This window comes from Streptomyces sp. NPDC045968 (assembly GCF_056430475.1).
Genome location: NZ_JBWKLF010000001.1, coordinates 259,967 through 281,048 on the forward strand (window position 1 = coordinate 259,967; position 21,082 = coordinate 281,048).

The 21,082-nt window shown below is 68.7% G+C and carries 13 protein-coding genes; 5 read left to right on the forward strand and 8 right to left on the reverse strand.

The window, feature by feature from the left end; all coding sequences use genetic code 11:
* The first annotated feature begins 84 nt into the window (after window positions 1-84).
* Complete coding sequence (locus tag AC07FA_RS01115) at window positions 85-1,698, forward strand: beta-N-acetylhexosaminidase (RefSeq protein ID WP_479072584.1); 1,614 nt, start codon at window positions 85-87, stop codon at window positions 1,696-1,698.
* A gap of 111 nt (window positions 1,699-1,809) precedes the next feature.
* Here the strand turns inward: AC07FA_RS01115 and AC07FA_RS01120 are convergent, their stop codons facing one another.
* The 5 genes from AC07FA_RS01120 to AC07FA_RS01140 all read right to left on the reverse strand — a co-directional run bounded on the left by AC07FA_RS01120 (window position 1,810) and on the right by AC07FA_RS01140 (window position 7,835).
* Window positions 1,810-3,585 carry an IucA/IucC family protein gene (locus AC07FA_RS01120; protein WP_479072585.1) on the reverse strand — a complete coding sequence of 592 codons (1,776 nt, stop codon included), beginning with the start codon at window positions 3,583-3,585 and terminating at the stop codon, window positions 1,810-1,812.
* Window positions 3,585-4,130, reverse strand: a complete 546-nt coding sequence (locus tag AC07FA_RS01125; RefSeq protein ID WP_479072586.1) for a GNAT family N-acetyltransferase — start codon at window positions 4,128-4,130, stop codon at window positions 3,585-3,587. Before AC07FA_RS01125 ends, AC07FA_RS01120 begins: the two co-directional genes overlap by 1 nt.
* Entirely contained in the window at window positions 4,127-5,401 is a 1,275-nt protein-coding gene (locus tag AC07FA_RS01130; RefSeq protein WP_479072587.1) for a lysine N(6)-hydroxylase/L-ornithine N(5)-oxygenase family protein, read from the reverse strand. Before AC07FA_RS01130 ends, AC07FA_RS01125 begins: the two co-directional genes overlap by 4 nt.
* Window positions 5,385-6,833, reverse strand: a complete 1,449-nt coding sequence (locus AC07FA_RS01135) for a pyridoxal phosphate-dependent decarboxylase family protein (protein WP_479072588.1) — start codon at window positions 6,831-6,833, stop codon at window positions 5,385-5,387. The genes AC07FA_RS01130 and AC07FA_RS01135 overlap by 17 nt, the downstream gene beginning before the upstream one ends.
* A gap of 150 nt (window positions 6,834-6,983) precedes the next feature.
* Entirely contained in the window at window positions 6,984-7,835 is an 852-nt protein-coding gene (locus AC07FA_RS01140; protein WP_479072589.1) for a siderophore-interacting protein, read from the reverse strand.
* 436 nt (window positions 7,836-8,271) lie between these two features.
* Here AC07FA_RS01140 and AC07FA_RS01145 point away from each other — a divergent pair, with 436 nt between their 5' ends.
* From AC07FA_RS01145 to AC07FA_RS01160, 4 genes are all read left to right on the forward strand, one after another.
* Complete coding sequence (locus AC07FA_RS01145) at window positions 8,272-17,289, forward strand: golvesin C-terminal-like domain-containing protein (RefSeq protein ID WP_479072590.1); 9,018 nt, start codon at window positions 8,272-8,274, stop codon at window positions 17,287-17,289.
* 81 nt (window positions 17,290-17,370) lie between these two features.
* Window positions 17,371-17,832 carry a hypothetical protein gene (locus AC07FA_RS01150; RefSeq protein ID WP_479072591.1) on the forward strand — a complete coding sequence of 154 codons (462 nt, stop codon included), beginning with the start codon at window positions 17,371-17,373 and terminating at the stop codon, window positions 17,830-17,832.
* 28 nt (window positions 17,833-17,860) lie between these two features.
* A complete protein-coding gene (locus tag AC07FA_RS01155) occupies window positions 17,861-18,649 on the forward strand; it encodes a hypothetical protein (RefSeq protein ID WP_479072592.1) in 789 nt (262 codons plus the stop codon).
* Window positions 18,650-18,733: 84 nt separating this feature from the next.
* Entirely contained in the window at window positions 18,734-19,024 is a 291-nt protein-coding gene (locus AC07FA_RS01160) for a hypothetical protein (RefSeq protein ID WP_479072593.1), read from the forward strand.
* Between the two features lie 553 nt (window positions 19,025-19,577).
* Here the strand turns inward: AC07FA_RS01160 and AC07FA_RS01165 are convergent.
* The 3 genes from AC07FA_RS01165 to AC07FA_RS01175 are packed head-to-tail and all read right to left on the reverse strand — an operon-like array spanning window position 19,578 to window position 20,714.
* The gene (locus tag AC07FA_RS01165) at window positions 19,578-20,039 is read right to left on the reverse strand and encodes a DUF7848 domain-containing protein (RefSeq protein WP_479072594.1); all 462 of its coding nucleotides are present in this window, start codon (window positions 20,037-20,039) and stop codon (window positions 19,578-19,580) included.
* The gene (locus AC07FA_RS01170) at window positions 20,032-20,460 is read right to left on the reverse strand and encodes an ATP-binding protein (RefSeq protein WP_479072595.1); all 429 of its coding nucleotides are present in this window, start codon (window positions 20,458-20,460) and stop codon (window positions 20,032-20,034) included. Before AC07FA_RS01170 ends, AC07FA_RS01165 begins: the two co-directional genes overlap by 8 nt.
* On the reverse strand, window positions 20,460-20,714 hold the full coding sequence (locus AC07FA_RS01175; protein ID WP_479072596.1) for a hypothetical protein: 255 nt from the start codon (window positions 20,712-20,714) through the stop codon (window positions 20,460-20,462). Before AC07FA_RS01175 ends, AC07FA_RS01170 begins: the two co-directional genes overlap by 1 nt.
* Between the last annotated feature and the right edge of the window lie 368 nt (window positions 20,715-21,082).

Below are 21,082 nucleotides of genomic sequence, written 5' to 3' on the forward strand. Positions count from 1 at the left end.
CCATCTGTGAGGCGCGCGGTACGGATGGTGACTGTTCGGTTGCTCGGAGAACCACAGGTGTGAACCCGACGAAGGGACCCCCTTGTGAGACAGCGCAGAACGCTTTCCCGTCTGTTCGGCTCGCTGGTGCTCGTCGCGGCGGCCGCGATCTCCAGTGTCGGAGCCGCTCCGGGCGGCAGCGGTACGGCCGCGGCGGACCCGCCCCGGCCGCTCGGCGAGGTCGTGCCCGCCCCCGCCCGGGTGGCGGCGGGCGGCTCCCCGTACGTCGTCACGACGGGCACCCGCATCCGGGTCGACGACGGCTCCCGCGAGGCCCGGCAGATCGGTGAGTACCTCGCGGACCTCCTGCGCCCCTCCACCGGTTACGCGCTGCCCGTCACCGACAGGGACGGCCGCGACGGCATCCGCCTCCGGCTCGGCTCCACCGACCCGGCCCTGGGGTCCGAGGGCTACCGGCTCCAGTCCTCCGGCGGCTCCGTCACCATCACCGCGCGCGGCCCGGCCGGTCTGTTCCACGGGGTGCAGACCCTGCGGCAACTGCTCCCGGCCGCCGTGGAGAAGGACACCGTCCAGGGCGGACCGTGGAAGGTCGCGGGCGGCACGCTCACGGACACCCCGCGCTACGCGTACCGGAGCGCGATGCTCGATGTCTCGCGGCACTTCTTCTCCGTCGGCGAGGTGAAGCGGTACATCGACCAGCTCGCCCTCTACAAGATCAACACGCTGCATCTGCATCTCTCCGACGACCAGGGCTGGCGCATCGCGATCGACTCCTGGCCGCGGCTCGCCGAGTACGGCGGCTCCACCGAGGTCGGAGGCGGACCCGGCGGCCACTACACCAAGAGCGACTACCAGGAGATCGTCCGTTACGCGGCCTCGCGGTATCTGGAGGTCGTGCCCGAGATCGATCTGCCCGGCCACACGAACGCGGCCCTCGCCTCGTACGCCGAGCTGAACTGCGACGGGGTCGCGCCGCCGCTCTACACGGGTACGAGTGTCGGCTTCAGCTCGCTGTGCGTGCCGAAGGCCGTGACGTACGACTTCGTCGACGACGTGATCCGCGAGCTGGCCGCGCTCACGCCCGGCCGGTACCTCCACATCGGCGGCGACGAGGCGCACTCCACCAGCCACGAGGACTATGTGGCGTTCATGGAGAAGGCTCAGGCGGTCGTCGGGAAGTACGGCAAGACCGTGGTCGGCTGGCATCAGCTGACCGGGGCCGAACCGGTCGCGGGAGCGGTGGCGCAGTACTGGGGCTACGACGCGACGGGCGCCGCCGAACGCGCGCAGGTTGCGGAGGCGGCCCGCAACGGCACGAAGCTGGTGCTCTCTCCGGCGGACCGCACGTACCTCGACATGAAGTACGACAAGAACACCCGGCTGGGGCTGGCGTGGGCCGGCTATGTCGAGGTGCGGCGTTCCTACGACTGGAATCCGGCGACGTACCTCGCGGGCGTCCCGGAGGACTCCGTCCTCGGTGTCGAGGCGCCGCTCTGGACGGAGACGCTGAGCGACAGCGCCGAGATCGAGCAGATGGCGTTCCCGCGGCTGCCGGGGGTCGCGGAGCTGGGCTGGTCGCCAGCGGCCACGCACGACTGGGAGTCGTACAAGGTGAGGCTGGGGGCGCAGGGGCCGCGGCTGTCGGCGCTCGGGGTCGGCTTCTACCGGTCGCCGCAGGTTCCGTGGGCCGCGGAGTGAGGTGACCGGAGGCACCCGTTGGCCGGCTTGGTCCCCGACCGCCGGACGGACTTGCGGTCAAGCCCGTCCGGCGGTCGAGGACGAAAGCGCGGCCGGAGGCCGCGGTGCTCCCTACCGCCCCGCGATCGGGTTCTTCAGGGTGCCGACCAGTTGCAGGGCGCCCGACGGGTCCGTCAGGTCGACCATCTGCTTGTTGTTGCGCAGTTGCAGACGGTTCAGGCAGGACAGCGCGAACTCCTCGGTGAACATGTCGTACTGCTTGAACTTGTCCGCGAGGTAGGGCACCGAGTCCTGGTAGCCGCGCACGCACTCCGCGACCGTCCGCCAGAACGTGTCCTCGTCGAGGATGCCCTCCGTGGCCAGCCCGGCGCCCAGGAAGCGGAAGAAGCAGTCGAAGACGTCGGTGAGGACCGACAGCAGCTTCATGTCCTCGGGCACCTCGGCCCGGATGCGCTCGACCTGGGGCGGCAGCACCGCGTCCGGGTCCATGACCGCGATCTCCTCGGCGATGTCCTTGAAGACCGTGCGGCGGACGGCCCCGTCCTCGATGACGAGGATGACGTTCTCGCCGTGCGGCATGAACACCAGGTCGTACGCGTAGAAGCTGTGCAGCACCGGGACGAGGTACGCGTCCAGGTAGCCGCGCAGCCACTGTGCGGGCGTCAGCCCCGACTCGGCGATCAGTACACCGGCGACGGAGGCGCCCTCGTGGTCGGTGTGGAGCAGCGAGGCCATCGTGGCGAGCCGCTCGCCGGGCGCCAGGCCGGGGACGGGGCTCTCGCGCCAGAGCGCGGCCAGCATCTTCAGATACGGGGAGCCCTTGGCGGTCGCGGCCTCGTAGCCCCGGTGGTGGTAGCCGATGGCCGCCCGCTCCCGGATGATCGAGAACCGGGCCTCGCGCAGCAGCTCGTCGCGCTCGACGACTCCCGCGAGCCAGTCGTTGATCGCGGGCGTCGCCTCCATGTACGCGGCCGACAGTCCGCGCATGAAGCCCATGTTGAGGACGGAGAGCGCCGTCTTCACGTAGTGCTTCCCGGGGTGGTCGGCGTTGAAGAACGTACGGATCGACTGCTGCGCGAGATAGGCGTCGTCGCCCTCGCCCAGGCAGACCAGGTGCCGCTGGGCGAGCTCACCGGCGAAGGTGACGGACAGCTTGTTCCACCACTGCCAGGGGTGCACCGGGATGAGGAGGTAGTCGTCGAGGTCGAGGCCCAGAGCGGTCATCGCGGCGGCGAACCGGCCGCGGGTCTCCTCGCTCAGCTCTCCGGCGATCAGCGTCCCGTAGTCGAGCCCGGCGCCCGCGGTGAACGTGGCGCGGTCGCGGCGGGCGGCGAGCCACACCAGCCGGATCTCCGACGCCGTCTCGGGGGCGTACGCGCGGTACTCGTCCACACCGAAGCCGAGCCGCCCGTTGTTGGCGACGAAGCAGGGGTGGCCCTCGGTCATCCCGGTCTCGATCGCCTGGAAACCGGCGGCGACGAGCTGGGCGGAGGTGGCCGGTTCCTTGGTCAGTTTGTACGCGGTTCCGGCCAGGGTGGAGGAGATCTCCTCCAGGTAGACCGGCAGGATCTCCTCGGAGAGCCCCAGGGTCGAGCGCAGCTCGATGAAGAAGTCGAGTGCGTCCAGCGGGAGTTCACCGCCGTGGCGGTGGCGGGTGATCGAGTCCGCGTCGACCTGCCAGTGGTCGAGGGCGAAGCGCCGGGCGGTGAAGCGGTACTCGGTCTCCGCGTCGTCGCTGCGGACCGAGTAGCGGTCGTCGCCGAGCGGGGCGGGGGCCAGCAGGCGTTCGTGGGCGAACTCGGCGAGACCCTTGCGGATCAGCAGCCGGTTGGCGGTGGCCCAGCGCTCGGGGGAGAGGTGGGCGACGCTGTCGGTGAGGGCCGGCATCAGGAGAGACCTCCGGTCGTGGCCTGGAACTGTTCACGGGTGCAGGCGCTGAGCAGCGCGGTCTTCTCCGGCTTGGTGATCTCCCGGAGGACTTCGAAGCCGACGGCCTTGTTCAGGGCGTGCACCGCGCCGTTGCGGACGTCGGGCTCGACGACGACCCGGAGCACCGACGGATCGGCGAACAGTTCCTTCATCACGGCCGTGATGACGGCGAGCGTGAAGCCGTGCAGCGGGGTGTCGGTGGGGGCGACCAGGAAGTGCATCCCGATGTCACCGGGCTCGGCCTCGTACAGTCCCTTGAGCTCGACCTCGGCCGGGTCGTAGCGCTCCATGAGGAAGGCGGGCTCCCCGTCGTGGAGCCCGATGAAGGCGTCGTGGTGGGGGTGGGAGGCGATCGCCATGTACTCGCGCTCGACGTCCTGGAGCCGGGCGTCGCCCATCATCCAGAAGGACGCCTTGGAGTGGGTGACCCAGCCGTGCACCAGCTCGGCGTCGGACAGGGGGTCGAGCGGCCGGACGGTGAACGTGCCGATGGTCTGGCTCATATCGCGAACTCCTGGAAGGCGATGGACTTCTCGACCGGGTAGTACTCACGGCCGAGCAGTTCGCCGATGATGTACGCGTTGCGGTAGGCACCCATGCCCAGGTCGGGCGAGGTGATCGAGTGCGTGTGGGTGCCCGCGTTCTGGAGGAACACCCCGCGCCCGGTGATGTCGATGCTGTAGTTGCGGGCCACGTCGAAGCGGCCCCGGCTGTCGTGTCTCAGCCGGTCGCTGACCGGTTCCAGGAAGGCTGGAGGGGTGTACTTGTAACCCGTGGCGAGGATCAGGCCCTGAGTGGTCAGGGAGTAGTCCTTGACCTGCTCCTCCTGGCGCAGCCCCAGGGTGTACGTGCCGGTCGACTCCTCGTAACTCGCGCTGTTCAGCGTGGAGTTGGTGAGCAGGCGGGTGGGGACGGGGCCCGGCAGGTTCTTCTGGTAGAGCAGGTCGAAGATCGCGTCGATCAGCTCGCCGTCGATCCCCTTGAAGAGGCCCTTCTGGCCGGACTCCAGCCGGTAGCGGGTCTCCTCGGGCAGCGCGTGGAAGTAGTCCACGTACTCCGGTGAGGTCATCTCCAGCGTCAGCTTGGTGTACTCCAGCGGGAAGAACCGCGGGGAGCGCGTCACCCAGTTGAGCCGGTAGCCGTGCACGTCGATCTCGGAGAGCAGGTCGTAGTAGATCTCCGCCGCGCTCTGGCCGCTGCCGATGAGGGTGATGGACTCCTTCGCCTGGAGCGCCGCCTTCCCCTCCAGATAGCGGGAGTTGTGCAGCAGGTCGCCGCCCAGGCCCTGGCAGGCCTCCGGGATGTACGGCGGGGTGCCGGTGCCCAGGACCAGGTGGCGGGCGCGGAATTCGCTGTCGGCGGTGCGGACGGTGTAGAGCGCGTCGCTCTCCTCGTACGTAACCGACCGGACGGTCTGGTTGAAGCGGACGCTGCTCAGTTTCGCGGCGGCCCAGCGGCAGTAGTCGTTGTACTCGGTCCGCAGGGGATAGAAGTTCTCCCGGATGTAGAAGGAGTACAGCCGGCCCCGCTCCTTGAGGTAGTTCAGGAAGGAGTACGGCGAGGTCGGGTCGGCCATCGTCACGAGGTCCGACATGAACGGCGTCTGGAGGTGGGCCCCTTCGAGGAACATCCCCGCGTGCCACTCGAAGTCCGGCTTGGACTCCAGGAAGACACCGTTCAGTTCGTCGATCGGCTCGGTCAGGCACGCGAGCCCGAGGTTGAACGGGCCGAGGCCGATCCCGATGAAGTCGTGGGGGTCAGGATGCGCGGTCAAGGGAGTCTCCCAGGTACTGCTCGGCGTGGCCCGAGATCAGGTCGAGGACCGCGGTGATGTCCTGCGCGGTCGTTTCAGGGTTGAGCAGGGTGAACTTCAGGTACTGGCGGTCGCCGACCTTCGTGCCGGCGACGACGGCCTCGCCGGAGGCGAACAGGGCCTTGCGGGCGTGGAGATTGGCCCGGTCGATCTCGGCGGGCGAGGTGACGGCGGCCGGGATGAAGCGGAACACCAGGGTGGAGAGCTGCGGCTCGACGACGACGTCGAAGCGCGGGTCGGCGGCGAGGAGCCGCCAGCCCTCGGCGGCCAGGTCGCAGACCTCGTCGAAGAGCTCGCCCACGCCGTCGGCGCCCATGACGCGCAGCGTCATCCAGAGCTTCAGCGCGTCGAATCTGCGGGTGGTCTGGAGGGACTTGTCCACCTGGTTGGGGATGCGTTCCTGGGCCATCCGCTGCGGGTTGAGGTACTCCGCGTGGTAGGTGGCGTGGCGCAGGGTCGCCCGGTCGCGGACCAGGACCGCCGAGGAACTGACGGGCTGGAAGAAGGACTTGTGGTAGTCCACGGTCACCGAGTCGGCGCGCTCGATGCCGTCGATGAGGCCGCGACGGGTGCGCGAGGCCAGCAGTCCGCAGCCGTAGGCGGCGTCCACGTGCATCCAGGTGGAGAAGCGCTCGCAGAGTGCGGCGATCTCGGGGAGCGGGTCGATGGAGCCGAAGTCGGTGGTGCCCGCGGTGGCGACGACCGCCATGGGCACGGCGCCTTCCGCGACGCACTGCTCCAGCGCGCGGGCCAGGGCCACGGTCTGCATGCGCTTGTTGCTGTCGACGGGCACGGACACGACGGAGTCGGGCCCGAGGCCGAGGAGTTTCGCCGACTTCTGGACGCTGAAGTGGCTGCATTCGGAGGCGAAGATCCGCAGCCGGCTGAAGTGCTCCGGACGGGACTTTGCCTCCTCGCGGGCCAGCAGGAGGGCCTGGAGGTTCGACTGCGTACCACCGCTGGTGAAGATGCCGTCGGCTGCGGGGCCGAGGCCGATCCGCTCGGTCGTCCAGTCGATCAGCTTGCGCTCGATGAGCGTGCCGCCCGCGCTCTGGTCCCAGGTGTCCAGGGAGGAGTTGACGGCCGAGAGCACGGCCTCGCCGAGGACGGCGGGGATGACGACCGGGCAGTTGAGGTGGCCCAGGTAGCGCGGGTGGTGGAAGTAGACGGCGTCACGGAGGTAGACGTCCTCGAGTTCGTCGAGAGCGGCCGTCGCGTCGCCCAGGGGCCTGTCCAGGTCGATCGCGTCGACGACGGGCGCCAGCTCGTCGACGGTGACTCCGCTGAACGGCCGCTCGGTGGCGGCGAGTTTGGCCGCGACCCGTTCGACTCCCGCGGTGACGGAGCGACGGTAGTGCTCTGCGGTCGAGTCGTTGAGCAGGTGCGAACGCATGAGGGGGGTCCTCCCGGATGAGGGGAACTTCATCGAAACCCTCCGGGCAGGAGAAAAGGGGACGAGGGCGCGATGTCGAAGTAAGGTTAGCCTAACCTAAGTTCCCTTGCGAGGGACCCCCGCCCCCCGGAAGTGGGGAAGTTGTCCGGTTCATGCGTCCTCGGTGGCCACTTCGGCGCGCAACTGCTCCTCGCTGAGCCCGCGGCGCCAGTACCCGACGAAGGTGACCCGCTGACGGTCGAACTCCCGCTCCCTTACGAGGTGTCGGCGCAGCGCCCGCACCTCGGAGGACTCGCCCGCGATCCAGACGTACGGGGTCCCCGACGGCAGTTCCGCGGCCCGGACGGCGTCCACCGCCGAGGGCGCGCCCTCGTCACGTACCAGCCAGGTGACCGAGGCGCGTGCGGCGGTGCCGAGGGCCTGGCGGTCCTCGGTGTGCTGGACCTCCAGCCAGACCAGGGCGCGCATTCCGGCCGGCAGCCACTCCAGGGCCGCCGAAGCGGCGGGCAGTGCGGTCTCGTCGGCCCAGATCAGCACCCAGTCGGTGTCCTGCGGCGGGCGGAAGCGGACGGCGGTGTTGTCCTCCACGGCGGGGCCGAGTGCCTTGATGAGCCGGCCCGGAGTGGCGGCGGCCGCCCAGCGGCAGGCCGGTCCGCCGTCCTCGTGGAGGGCGAAGTCGATGTCTATCTCGTTCGAGCCGTCGGCCGCGCGGCGCTGGGAGCGCACGGTGTACGAGCGCAGGACCGCCCGCTCGTCCTCGGGGAGCGCCCGCCAGGCGGCGAACCACTCACCGTTCTCGTCGACCGGGACCAGGGGTTCGGGCTGTCCGGGGTGCGGCAGGAAGAGCGAGAGGCTCTGGTCCCGGCCGCCGGCCGCGAAGCCGTCGAGGCCGGGGCCGCCGAAGGTGACCCGGAGCATGGACGGCCCGAGCCGTGTGGTCCGCAGGACCGTCAGCCCGAAGAACCGGAAGGGGGCTGTGGCGGGTTCGGTGGCGGTCGTCATGCGAGAGCTCCTCCGGAACGGGACCGGGCCCCGCTCGTGCGGAGACCCGGCGACGGCGGTCCGAAGGAAGGTTAGCCTACCCTTGCCTGAATGGGCGGGTGCGGGTGCGGGTGCGGGTGCGGGTGCGGATGCGGGTGCGCCCGAGGGTCCCGGCTATCGGCGGATCTGGAGGCGAAGGCGCCTTAAGCGCACAATGCCCCTTCCGTTCCATCAGTTGACATGAACCCCTCCAGGCGCAGTACAACTCTTGCGCCGGTGACGAACGCTGGGGAGCCGGTCCGGTACCGACCGTCACCCTCCAGTCGTTTCGCGCACCCCTGCGAAGAGCCTGGTCCGGTGCGGTCCGAAGGCACTGAGGGTGACACACGGGATGTTCGGACCACGCACACGCAGAAATCTGACGACCAGCACGATCGTGGTGCTACTCCTGGCGGGAATGCCACAACCGGCGTTCGCCGCCCAGGCCGAGGGCCAGAGACTCGTCGACGGGGTACGGAGCTGGTTCGGGGCGGACGACGGTGACGACGGGGAGAGATCCCGGCCACCCGAGCTCCCCGACGAGGGGGTGCCGGACAACGAACGTCTCCCCGAGGGGCGCGAGGCACCCAAGCCGAAGCGGACGGCCGAGCTCAAGGAAAGACGCACGCCCAGCGCCCGCTACTGGAAGCTCTCCGACGGCAGGGTCCAGGCCGAGGTCTCCGGCACCCCGACGCACTACGCGTCGGGCAAGGACTGGAAGGCCATCGACACGGCGGTGCGCCCCACCGGCCGTGACGGCTTCAGCCACGCCAACACGACCAACGTCGCCAGGACATGGTTCGGCTCCGACCCGGACGGGCTCGTCCGTTTCGGCACCGAGTCCGGCCACTCGGTCACCATCGGGCTCAAGAAGCCGGCGGCGGAGCTCACCCCGAAGGTGTCCGGCAACGCCGTCACCTACTCCGGCGCCCTGGGCGCCGGAGCGGACCTGCGCTACACCGTGGGCCACGGGACGGTGAAGGAGGACATCGTCCTCGCCGCCCCGCCCGCCGGGAGCGCCGCGTACACCTTCACCCTCGACACCAAGGGCCTGACGGCCAAGCAGCTCAAGAACGGCGCCATCGCCCTCCACAGCGAGAGCGGCGGACCCGGACGTCCCGAGCTGGTCATCCCCGCCCCGTTCATGACGGACGCGAAGAAGGACGCCGGTTCCGCCTACGGGGCGTCCTCCAGCGACGCCGTCCAGCAGAAGCTCACGGGCACCAAGGGCTCGTACGAGCTGGTCCTGCGCCCGGACGCGAAGTGGCTGGCGGCCCCGGAGCGGCAGTACCCGGTGGTGATCGACCCGACCATCTCGATCGCGCCGACGTCCACCCAGTCCCAGGACGTCATGATCTCCTCGGACGACCCGGGCGCGAACTACGACGGAAACTGGCGGCTGTCCGTCGGTGCCACGAGCCTCGGAGGGGCCTCCCGTGCCCTGGTGAGGTTCCCGCTGACCGGCGTCCCGGCCGGCACACAGCTGGATTCCGCCGACCTCAAGCTGTACTACGACCAGACGCACGGCGCGGGCGACACGGACGTCCCCCTGGAGGCGCACCGGGCCACCACGGCCTGGGACGAGACCACCGCCACCTGGGCCAACAGCAACGCCATCACGGGTGAGCTCTCCGGCACCTCGGTCGTCGTCGACGACGGCGACACCGGGGTCACCGCGGCCAAGGGCGCCTGGCCCGCGTCCGGGAACACCGCGTTCACTCAGTACGCGGTCAACAAGGACTACCTGTACAACAAGGACACGGTCGCCGGGGACACGTACACCTGGCAGCCGAAGATCCCCTCGGACGGCACCTACCGGGTCGACGTGCACAGCGTCCCCGCGTCCGACCGGGCCACCAACGCCCCGTACAGCGTGACGTACGACGGCGGCACGAAGGCGTACACCGTCGACCAGCGCACCGGTACCGGCGGCGTGTGGAAGACGCTCGGCAGCCACCCCTTCAAGGCGGGCAACGCCGGCAAGGTCGTCCTCGGCGACGGCCCCGTCACCGCCTCCACCGGGGTCATCGCCGACGCCGTACGGCTGACCAAGGACGCCACCGTCACCAAGCGGGCGGGGGTCGTCAACACCTGGCACTCCTTCGGTGTCACCGACACCGTCCAGTCCTGGATCAACGGCACCAACGCCAACAACGGCTTCGTCGTCAAGGCGGCCGACGAGTCCGCGACCGCCCCCAGGGGCGGCCCGCGCTACGAGGCCGCCGAATTCGCGTACAAGGGTGAGGGCGCCCAGTTCCCGCGCCTCGTGCTGACCTGGGGCCGCCCCGGAGTCACCCTCGACGCCCCCCGGGTCATCCACTCCACCGGCGCCGAGCTGAACTGGTCCGCCTACGCCGACCCGTCCGCCGTCTCGACGGCCGACGACATCGTGGAGTACCAGGTACACCGCAGCGTGTTCCAGACCTTCACGCCGTCCTCGCAGACCCTGCTCGCGCCCGTGGCGCCCACCAGCAGGTCCTTCACGGACTCCACCGCCACGCCGACCCCGGCGGACTCCGCGGACGCCTTCGGGAACGTCTTCTACTACATGGTCGCGGTGAAGACCCGCGACGGGCAGGTGATCCCGGCTCCCACCGAGATCGTCAAGCTGCCCACCGCGGGCCGGACCACCGTCGTCCTCCAGGGCGACGCGGCGGACACCACGCTCTCCAGCGCCCAGCCCGCCACCGGCCACGACGCGATCTCCGAATCGTCGGTCAACCACCCGTGGATGACGGTCGGCAACAACTCCACGTCACTCGGCAGGACGCGGGCGCTCCTGAAGTTCCCCTCGCTGAGTGAGGTGCCCGCCGGGGCGCGCGTGCTGGAGGCGCAGCTCGACCTGTGGGGCACGACGACCACCACCGGCAGTGCCGGTGCGGTCTACGAACTGCGCGGCCTCACCAAGGACTTCGACGAGTCCACCGCGAGCTGGAACAACGCCACCGCCACCACCCCGTGGACCACACCGGGCGGCGACGTCGGCACGGCCGTCGCGGACACCGTGGGTGAGGTCACCAACGACCCCGCCCGCCAGAGCTGGATGCTCACCTCGCTGGCGCAGCAGTGGGTCTCGCAGCCCACGACCAACAAGGGCGTGGCGATCCGGCTCAGGGACGAGTCCCTGAGCGGGCCGCAGGAACGCACCGTGTTCCTGTCGTCCGAGGCCGAGGAGCCGCAGCTGCGGCCCCAGCTCGTCGTCACGTACATCGACAAGTCCACGGACTCCACGTACTTCGCCCCCGACACCCCGTCGCGGATGATCCCGGGCGACCAGTACGGCATCGACGTCACCCTCACCAACACCACCACCACGGAGTGGAAGTCGGCCGACCAGGCCCTCTCGTACACCTGGTCGCTGCCCGACGGCACGGACGCCACCACCGGCGGCAATCAGCTGCAGACCGCGCTGCCGAAGAACGTTCTGCCCGGTGAGACCGTCACCGTCAAGGCGCAGCTGAAGACCCCGATCAACTCGGACTCCGGCAACAAGCGCCTCGACTACGTCCTCAAGTGGGACCTGCGCAACAACACGACGGGCACCTGGCTCTCGGCCACCGAGTCCATCCCGCCGCTCGCGCAGAACGTGCGCGTGGAGGACCCGACCTCCGACCAGCTGGGCATGGAGAAGTTCTTCTCGTACACCGGGAAGAACACCGGCGCCGGCGGTTCGCTCGTCAACAACCTCTACGCGGGCAACACGGTCTGGCAGTACAACGCCCTCAGCAACCCGGGCCGCGGACTCTCGACCTTCGCCCGCTTCGCCTACAACTCGCTCGACACCTCGGACACCGTGCTGGGCCACGGCTGGTCGGCGCAGGCCGCCTCGCCGCTGCGTCTGGGCGCGGCGCTCGACTTCCACCCCAACCCGAACCCGCGCGAGGTGACCCTGCCCGACGGCGACGGCACCTCGCACACGTTCCGCAAGCAGGACGACGGGTCGTGGAAGGCGCCCGCGGGCGTGCACTACCTGCTGGAGCAGGGTTCCGGCGTGGACTGCACGCCGGACAAGGACGGTGACCCGCAGGCGTGGTCGCTGACCCGCCCGGACCGTACGCGGTTCTTCTTCGACTGCGACGGCTATGTCACCTCGACGGTGGACAAGAACGGCAACACCCAGCTCTTCACCTACGAGGAGCGCAAGTCCAACAACAAGCCGGTCAAGTTCCTCCGGTACATCACCGACCCGGCCGGCCGCCAGTCGCTGACCCTGGACTACTACTCCAAGGCGGACAGCAGCAACCCGAAGATCATCGACCACCTCAAGTCGATGACCGACATCTCGGGGCGCAAGCTGACCTTCGCGTACTCGGACAAGGGGCTGCTCACCACCCTCACCGACGGTGCGGGCTCGGCCCAGCCGAAGGTGTTCCGTTTCGAGTACGACGCCACGCAGGGCAACAAGAACGTCAAGCTGGTCAGGACGACCGACCCGCGCGGCAACTCCACCTCGCTCGACTACTACTACCCGAACGAGGGCGACGACCCGAAGTTCCACTGGTACACCCAGCAGATCACCGACCGCCTGGGCGGTGGCACGGGCTTCGTGTACACCGACACGGACGGCACCGCGGGCTCGGTGATCGAGACCAAGGTGACGGACGCCGAGAACCACGTCACGACGCAGGTGCTCGACGGGTACGGGCGTTCCACGCAGATCACGAACGCCAAGTCGGAGACGACGAAGTTCCACTGGGACGCGGACAACAACGTCGACCGTCTGGAGGAGGCCAACGGGGCGGTCTCCACGTGGACGTACGACGCGAAGACCGGCTACCCGCTGTCCACCAAGGGCGCCGAGGCGAACAAGAACGGCACCGCGGCGGGCACGTACACCTACCAGACGGGCCTGAACGGCCACATCGCCGACATCTGGCAGCGCAAGTCGCCCGAGGGCAGGACCTGGCAGTTCGGCTACGACCCCAAGGGCAACCTCACCTCCGTCACCGACCCGAAGGGTCTCGCCACCACGACGGCGGGCGACTTCACCACCACGTACGAGTACGACCTCCACGGTCAGATGACCAAGGCGGTCGACGCCAACGGGAATCCGAGCTTCAACAGTGACTTCCAGCCCACCGGCTACCCCGGCGTCATCACCGACGCGCTGGGCGGCAAGGCGGACTTCACCTACGACGAGCGCGGCAACGTCACCAAGGTGGTCAACGCCAAGGGTGCTCAGGTAACCCAGAACTACGACACCTTCGGGCGTCCACTGGAGAAGAAGGAGCCCAAGGACCAGTCGACGGGCGACTTCATCATCACTCCCGCGGCCGTGTACGACGCCAACGACAACATCACCAAGGTGACGCAGCCCAACGGCTCGTTCTCCACCTCGGTGTACGACAAGGCCGACCAGGTCAGCGAGACCGTCCTGCCCAAGGACGAGCCGACCGACCCGGAGCGGAAGACCACGTCGACGTACGACAAGGTCGGCAACGTCCTCACCACCACCGAACCCAAGGGCAACCTGACGCCCGAGGCCGGTGACTTCACGACGACCGTCCGGTACGACTCGGTCTACCAGCCGGTCGAGGCCGTGAACGCCCTCGGCAACAAGGTGTCGACGACCTACGACAACGTCGGCAACATCACCAAGGTCGTCGACGCCCGGAAGAACGCCACCCCGGACCCGGACGACTACGCGACCAAGTACACCTACGACCAGAACCACCGGATCGTCACCACCGCGGACGCGGCCGGGAACACCACGTCGGCCAAGTTCGACCTGGACGGCCTCACCACGTCGATGCGCGACGCCGAGGGCAACGAGTCGCTCGCGACGTACGACGAGCGCGGCGCGCTCGTCCAGTCGAAGGTGGTCAAGGACAAGGACGCCTCCGGCAACCCCGTCCACCGGACGGTGAAGTACGAGTACGACGAGGTCGGCAACCCGGTCAGGACCCTCACCCCGAGGGCGCTCTCGACGACCGACGACACCACCGACTTCACGGCGGAGACCGTCTACGACGAACTGAACCGGGTCAAGGAGGAGATCTCCCCGTACGACAAGGACGACCCCCGCTACGGCTCCCCGGACCGGACGTACTACTCCTACGACGCGGTCGGCAACCTGGCCGAGGTATCGGCACCGCCCTCGCAGGGCCAGACCACCCGGAACAAGACCTCGTACAGCTACTACGACAACGGCTGGACCAGGTCGGCCACCGACTCGTGGGACATCACCACGTCCTACGACTACAACACGCTCGGCCAGCAGACCAGGAACACCCTGACCTCGGCCGGCGGATCCCAGCAGCGCACCATCAGCACCGACTTCTATCCCTCGGGCAACAAGAAGTCGCGCAGCGACGACGGTGTCCCCGTGGGCAAGTCCGTGGTCCTGGTGGACAGCTCCGACTTCAACAACACCGCGACCCAGGGCAACTGGAGCAGGACCGCGGCCGAGCAGAACTACGGCTACGACACCTACTCGCACCCCGCCGGTTCCGGCACCTCGCAGTTCGTGTGGCAGCTGAACTTCCCGCAGAGCGGTACGTACGAGGTGTTCGTGCGCCACCCGAAGGTGACGGGCGCCGCCTCCGACGCGAAGTTCCAGGTCACTCATAACAGCGGCACCACCACCAAGACGGTCGACCAGACGCAGAACGCGGGCGCCTGGGTCTCCCTGGGCAGTTACGCCTTCGTCGAGGACGGTCCGCAGAAGATCACCCTGACCGACAACGCGAACGGCACGGTGCTGGCCGACGCGGTGAAGCTGGTGCGCTCCAACACCGGCGAAACCGACACGGAGAAGAAGGACTTCTCCTACCGCTACGACGCCAACGCCAACCTGATCGAGGTCGGTGACCGGTCTCCGAACCCGAAGGTCGACACCTACAAGATCGCGTTCGACGGCCTCAACCGCATCGGGAAGGTCGAGGAGGTCAAGGCGGGGGTTGTGAAGAACACCACCGCTCTGACCTACGACGAGAACAGCAACCCGCTGACCTCGACGCATGACCTGACCTGGTCGAAGCTCGAGTACGACGAGCGCGACATGGTCACCAAGGTCACCAACGCGGACTCCCCGACCGCCGGGAACCAACAGATCTCGGCCTTCAGCTATACGGCCCGGGGTCAGCTGCTCAAGCAGACCAAACCGAACGGCAACACGGTCGATCTGACCTACTTCCAGGACGGTTCGATCAAGCGTCAGCTCGAGAAGACCGCCACCGGCACGGTCGTCGCCCAGCACGACGTGGAGTACACCCTCAACGGGCACCGCTCCAAGGACGACCTCAAGCTGATGAACGCCGACAACGCGGCGGAGTACATCGACAACACGTACACCTACGAGTACGACCCGCAGGACCGGGTGGCGAAGGTCCTCAAGACGGGGGACTCCTCGTCCACGGAGACCTACGCCTACGACGGCAACAGCAACATCGTCGAGCAGTCCGTGGCCGGTGAGTCCACGACCCACCGCTACGACCGCAACCGGCTGCTGTCCTCGTCGTCCGGCGGGGTGACCAACACTTACAACTACGACCCGCTCGGCAGGCTCGACACGGTCTCCGCCGGCGGACAGAGCATCGAGAAGTACACGTACGACGGTTTCGACCGGACGGCGAAGCACCGGGCCGGCTTCGGGGCCGCGGCGCAGACCACGACGTACACGTACGACCCGTTCGACCGCACCGTCAGCCAGCAGGCCAGCGGTACCGAGGGCAAGACGACCGCCTTCACCTACCTGGGCATGGACTCCACGGTCCTGCGGGAGACGATCGACGGGAAGGCCGACAAGTCCTACCAGTACGCCCCGTGGAACCAGCAGCTCACCCAGATCAAGCACAAGGACGACGGCAGCAAGGAGCTGTCGCAGTACACCTACCACCCGCGTGGTGACGTCGAGGCGATCACCAAGGACGACGGCAAGACCCGGGCCACGTACGGATACACGGCCTACGGTTCCGACGACAAGTCGCAGTTCTCCGGGGCGGACAAGCCGGATGCGGCGAACCCGGACAAGGAGTCGTACAACGCGTTCCGGTTCAACGCGGCCCGCTGGGACAAGGCTTCCGGCACGTACGACATGGGCTTCCGCAACTACGACCCGGGTCTCAACCGGTTCCTGACCCGGGACATGTACGGTGGCGCGCTCGCCGACATGTCGCTGGCCACGGACCCCTTCACCGGCAACCGTTACGCGTTCGCCGGCGGCAACCCGATCAGCTTCGTGGAGCTGGACGGTCACCTGTTCGGGATGTCGTGGTCGGACATCGGGCACGCGGCACTCGACGTCGTCGGGCTGATCCCCGTGGTCGGCGAGGTCGCCGACGTGGCCAACGGAATCTGGTACCTGGCCGAGGGCAACTACGTAGACGCGGCCCTGTCGATGACCTCGGCGATCCCGCTCGTCGGGTACGGGGCCAGCGCGGTCAAGGCCGGCAGGTACGCGGCCAAGGGCGTCGACGCCCTGGACACGGCCAACGACGCCCGCAAGGCGTCGGACAACGCCGGTGACGTGGTGGACGCGGCGACGCCGCCGAAGCCCAAGGACACCACCCCGGACAACCCCACTCCCAAGGCCGAGACGACCGCACCGAGCTGCAAGGTGAACAGCTTCGTCCCCGGGACGAAGGTCGTCATGGCCGATGGCAGTCACAAGGCCATCGAGGAGCTGGAGGTCGGCGACCGGGTCACGGCGACGGACGTCGAGGGCGATGACACCCGAGGCCGCGTCGTCACCGACACCCGCTCGCACGAGGGCGACAAGCACCTGGTGACGCTGACCGTCGAGAGCAAGGAGGAGTCGGGCAAGAAGGCGAAGGGCGAGATCACCTCGACGGCGGGCCACGAGTTCTGGCTGCCGGCCGCAGGCCGCTGGGTGAAGGCGGGTGAGCTGGAGCCCGGCACCTGGCTGCGCACCGCCGCCGGGACCTGGGTGCAGGTCACCGCGGTCGAGCACACCAACCGGCACGCCCGGGTGTACAACCTCACGGTCGACGGCGTGCACGACTACTACGTGCTCGCGGGTGGCCTCGACCTGCTCGTCCACAACGGCTGCGGTCCCGGTGGACAGGACCGTGCCCCCGCCGGACACCAGTACAAGGGCGGCGAGTACAAGAACCTCAAGGACCCGAGCAGCCCGCCCGGGAAGCCGCGCAACGTGCCCGGTACGGAGATCAACCACATCCCGCCGGACTCCGTGACCGACTTCGCGTACGGTGATGGTCCGGCGATCCAGATGGACTACCTGGACCACCGTGCGGTGTATTCGACCGGGTCGGCGCGCGCCGCGAAGGCATGGCGTGCCTGGCAGAAGGAGCTCATCGGTTCGGGCCGGATCGACGAGGCCGTGCAGATGGACATCAACGACATCAGGCAGAGGTTCGGAACCAAGTACGACGGTGCGATCAGAGAGATGGTCGACGGACTGGCCAACAATCCGGCGTACCAGGCACTGAGAACGGTGCCCGGCACCATCGGCTGACGGGCGCAAGCACAATCCACTGTGGGGCGGGGAGCCGGAACAGGTTCCCCGCCCCACCCCTTTAAGTGATGGGAGAGCAGGATGACCCTCGAAGTGGTTCCCCCGGAGGGCGTGGGCCCGGTCCGGATCGGCATGACGATGGACGAGGCCAGGAGCGCCCTGGCGACGATCGAGGGCTTCGTCCCGGACTCCGCACCCGACAGCCTCACCGCCACGTACGAAAGCGGCATGTCGATCGAGCTGGAACCGGCCCCCGGCGGCACGCTCGGGGCGATCCAGGTGTACCGCCCGCACGGCCCCCTCCGGGTCGAGTACCGGGGAATCGACCTGCTCCGTACCCCGGCCGCCCAGGTCGTCGAACAACTGGGCGCGCTGACCGAACTGGAGGAGGACGAGGGCGGCCGAAGCTATGTCGCCTCCGACCTGCTGCTGTCCCTGTGGCGCCCGTTCGTGGAGGACGACAACCCCGACGAGGAGCAGGGCCACTACTTCCAGTCCGTGCTGGTGGCCGAGCCGGGCTACTACGACGGCCCGATGGGCTGAGGCAACCGGGTAAGCCGGGCGCGCAGCCGTGGACTTCATCGAGATCCGGCTCCCCGGGGAGCTCCCGGTCGACCGGGACGACATCGAGGACGCGCTGAACGAGGCGCTGGCCGGCGTCGGCGAGGTGAGCGGCGCGGGATCGGGAGCCTTCGGCTCCCATCTCGACGTCGACATCGACCCGAGAGCGGCCCGGGACGAGGTGGTGACCCTGGTCCTGACCGCGCTCGGCGGCCTGGGCCTGGCGGGCCTGGCCCGCATCAGGCCGGGTGACGGCACGGAATGGATCACAGTGGGGGCGAAGGCTGCGCCAGAGACGGCGGCTGTCCGGCGCGCGGTGGCGGAATTGCGTGCCGCGCTGCCCCTGCACCACGAGTGGCTCGCGCAGAACGCGCTGCCGCCGGGAAACCCGTCCGCGACCGACCCCGGACTACCCACTCGGATTCGGGAGTTCCTGGCCGTCGCTGACGGGGCGACCTGCGGCGACGTCACGGTCTTCGGGGCGGCGACGGCGGAAGCGATGCAGTTCCACGCCGATCCCGTGCCCGGCGCTGCGGTGACCCTCGGCCGCGAGGAATGGTTCTGCCCCGGTGTCATCTCCGACGAGCCGTTCTTCGTCAACCGGTCGACGGGCGAGGTCTGGTACTTCCCGGACACCGGCGTGGCCTGGTGGATGTCGGCCACCTTCGAGAAGGCCGCGGACGACTTCGCCACCTTCTTCCTGGAGTGGATGGCGGGCCCGGAGTACGTCCGGCTCTCCGCCACCGGCCCCGACGACCCATGGGCGGAGGTGCTGCGGCACGCGGGCCGACTGCGGTGAGTCCCGCAGCGGAGGAGCTTCATCGGACTGCTCGCCCGGCTGGCCGACGAGGCGCCGTGGCAGCCGACCGACGATGAGACGGGCGTGGACGTGGCCTTCCACGTACCGGGCCCGCTCCTGGCCTCCGGCTACGAGGGAACACGCACGGGCACGCTCTCGCGGCGCGAGAGCCTGATCGCGATGCAGATCGCCGTGCCCGCGGACCTCGGTACACGGGGGAGCGTGAGGTGGCCCGCCGCCTCGCGGACCGCCCCGTGGAAGCCGACTTGCCTGGCCAGGACCACGGTGGCTCGGCGCAAGGCGACGCTGTGGGTGAGCCAGGTGGTACCTGCGGCCCGGTTCGTCGCGAGGAGGATCGGTGCCGACGCGGGTTGAGGCTGCTCGCAGACGTACATCGCATGGGGTTATGGCGGAGGCACCATGACCTCGTGGCTCTGACGCACCGGACCCAGCGCGACCCGCGCAGCTCGGCCAACTGACCACCCGAGACGCTGTGACCGCCATCAAGGCATCTGGTGCCAGCTGAACCGACGCTGCCCCAGCAGCACGCGACAGCACGAGGCCCCGACCGTCCGCCAGGAGGAAGGCGGACGATCGGGGCCGGTTCGGGGTGCGCGGCGCACAGCTACCCCGCCCGCGCGCAATGGCCGGGCACGAGGCTTACGGGGCAGGTGCGTGGGCCCCGCCGCTGTCAGCGCGCAGCCTTGCGACCAGGGAAGCCCATTCGATCTCCGCTCTGTCGCGCTACCTGATTCGGTCCATGGGCTTGGGCACCGGCCGACTGGGTTCGAGGCGATCCAATGCGGACTGAAAGAACCCGTACAGGCGTTCGTCAGCCGCGCCGAGCGCATCCCGCAGGTGATCGCGTGCGGAGTCCGCCGCCCACCAACGTCCCGTGTCGAGTGCCAGAAGAGCGAGGACCAGGCGGTTACGCCACCCCATCGATCGCCCCTCCCTCAGGAGGCAACGGTGTAGCCCGCAGGAACCCGGTGCGAATCTCCCTGTACCCGGTGTGCCCGGTCCCCTGCGTGTGCTCGATGCACCACTGGGCCCGCTCCACAGACTCCGCATCATTGGACGCTTCACACGCCGCGTGGCACGTCGTGCACTCCGCCTCGAAGATCAGCGGGGTACCGGATGTGTCCTCGCTCAACGCCCAGTTCGTCCGCTGAACGACCGACGAGGGTTCCACCACGCGAGCAGAACTCACCCACAGCTGTGTGAAGACGGGCACCCGCAACGGACGCTCTGCCTCGAAGGTGAGGACGACGACGGCGCCGCCGGTCGCGAAGCGGTCCATGTGTGCCCGCTTCACTTCAAGCCAACGCCCACGGACGCCGATTCGGTCTCCCCTCCGCACCAGGACAGCGCACCTCTGGGTCTCAGCCATGGCGCACCCCGTCGTCTGTAGTGGCGCCGAGCCCCAGTTGCGCCCACACGACCTTCCCCGGGCCGATCCGGTCGCCGAACCCCCAGGTGTCGGCCACGGCAGCCACAAGGAGCAGACCTCTTTGGCCGCACGCTTCCAGGTTCGCCTTGGACTCCTTGGGCAGCGCCTCCGAGGCGTCGTGCACCTCGATGCGCAGATTGCCGTTCACCACGAGGAAGCGGGTTTCGATCTCCCGCCCAGGCGACACCTTGGCGTGCTGTCCGGCATTGGACATCAGCTCCGAGAGAACGAGCAACGCATCGTCCGACAGCAGGGCCAGACCCCAACTGTCCAAGGCGGTACGCAATTCGCTACGCGCCTGCCCCACGCAACGCGGGTGCCGACTCCAGCGCCGGATCACTGCACCGTCCCCACTGCTCATCAGCGCACCACCATGCCGTGGATCAGACGCGGCCCGGTGTCCATGCCATGCACCGCCAGCCAGAGCGACCACCGCCGCTCCTGCCTCAGCCGGCTCTCGGCCCGCTGCCACCGCTCGTACGCCGCCTGCGAGTACGGGCCATCAGCTGGACGCGGAACGATTGTGGCCGGCAGCGCGGAACGGCACACCAGCAGGCGGCGCCTGCGAGCTACGACGAGCGTAGAAGTCGGGACCGTGCCCGACTTCCGGCTCACGGGGGCCTTGAGCGGGGGACCTAAGATTCGAAACACTGATTCGAAGAACCGGGCGATAAGGTGTCGACGCTCCTTCAAAGCGTTGGCCACGCCCCCGGACCCGGCATGGTCGCGGGGGCCTCTTACGTCGGACGAGACGGCCCGATTCGCCACCCGTAGGGACGCTCCACACACAAGTCCCTCGGCGCGCGCTTCACACCGGTAGCCCACCGGCTCCGTTCGGAACTCCCCAACAAGGTCTTTACGGCTCGTGTCCACCATGAGCGTGCCGGGGACCGGGGGGTTCGGAGGTTCCTGTGCGTTCGGACAAGCGTTCTCGCCGTACACCTACCGCTCCTCTCCGTAGTCATTCCACTACCAAGGCGGCT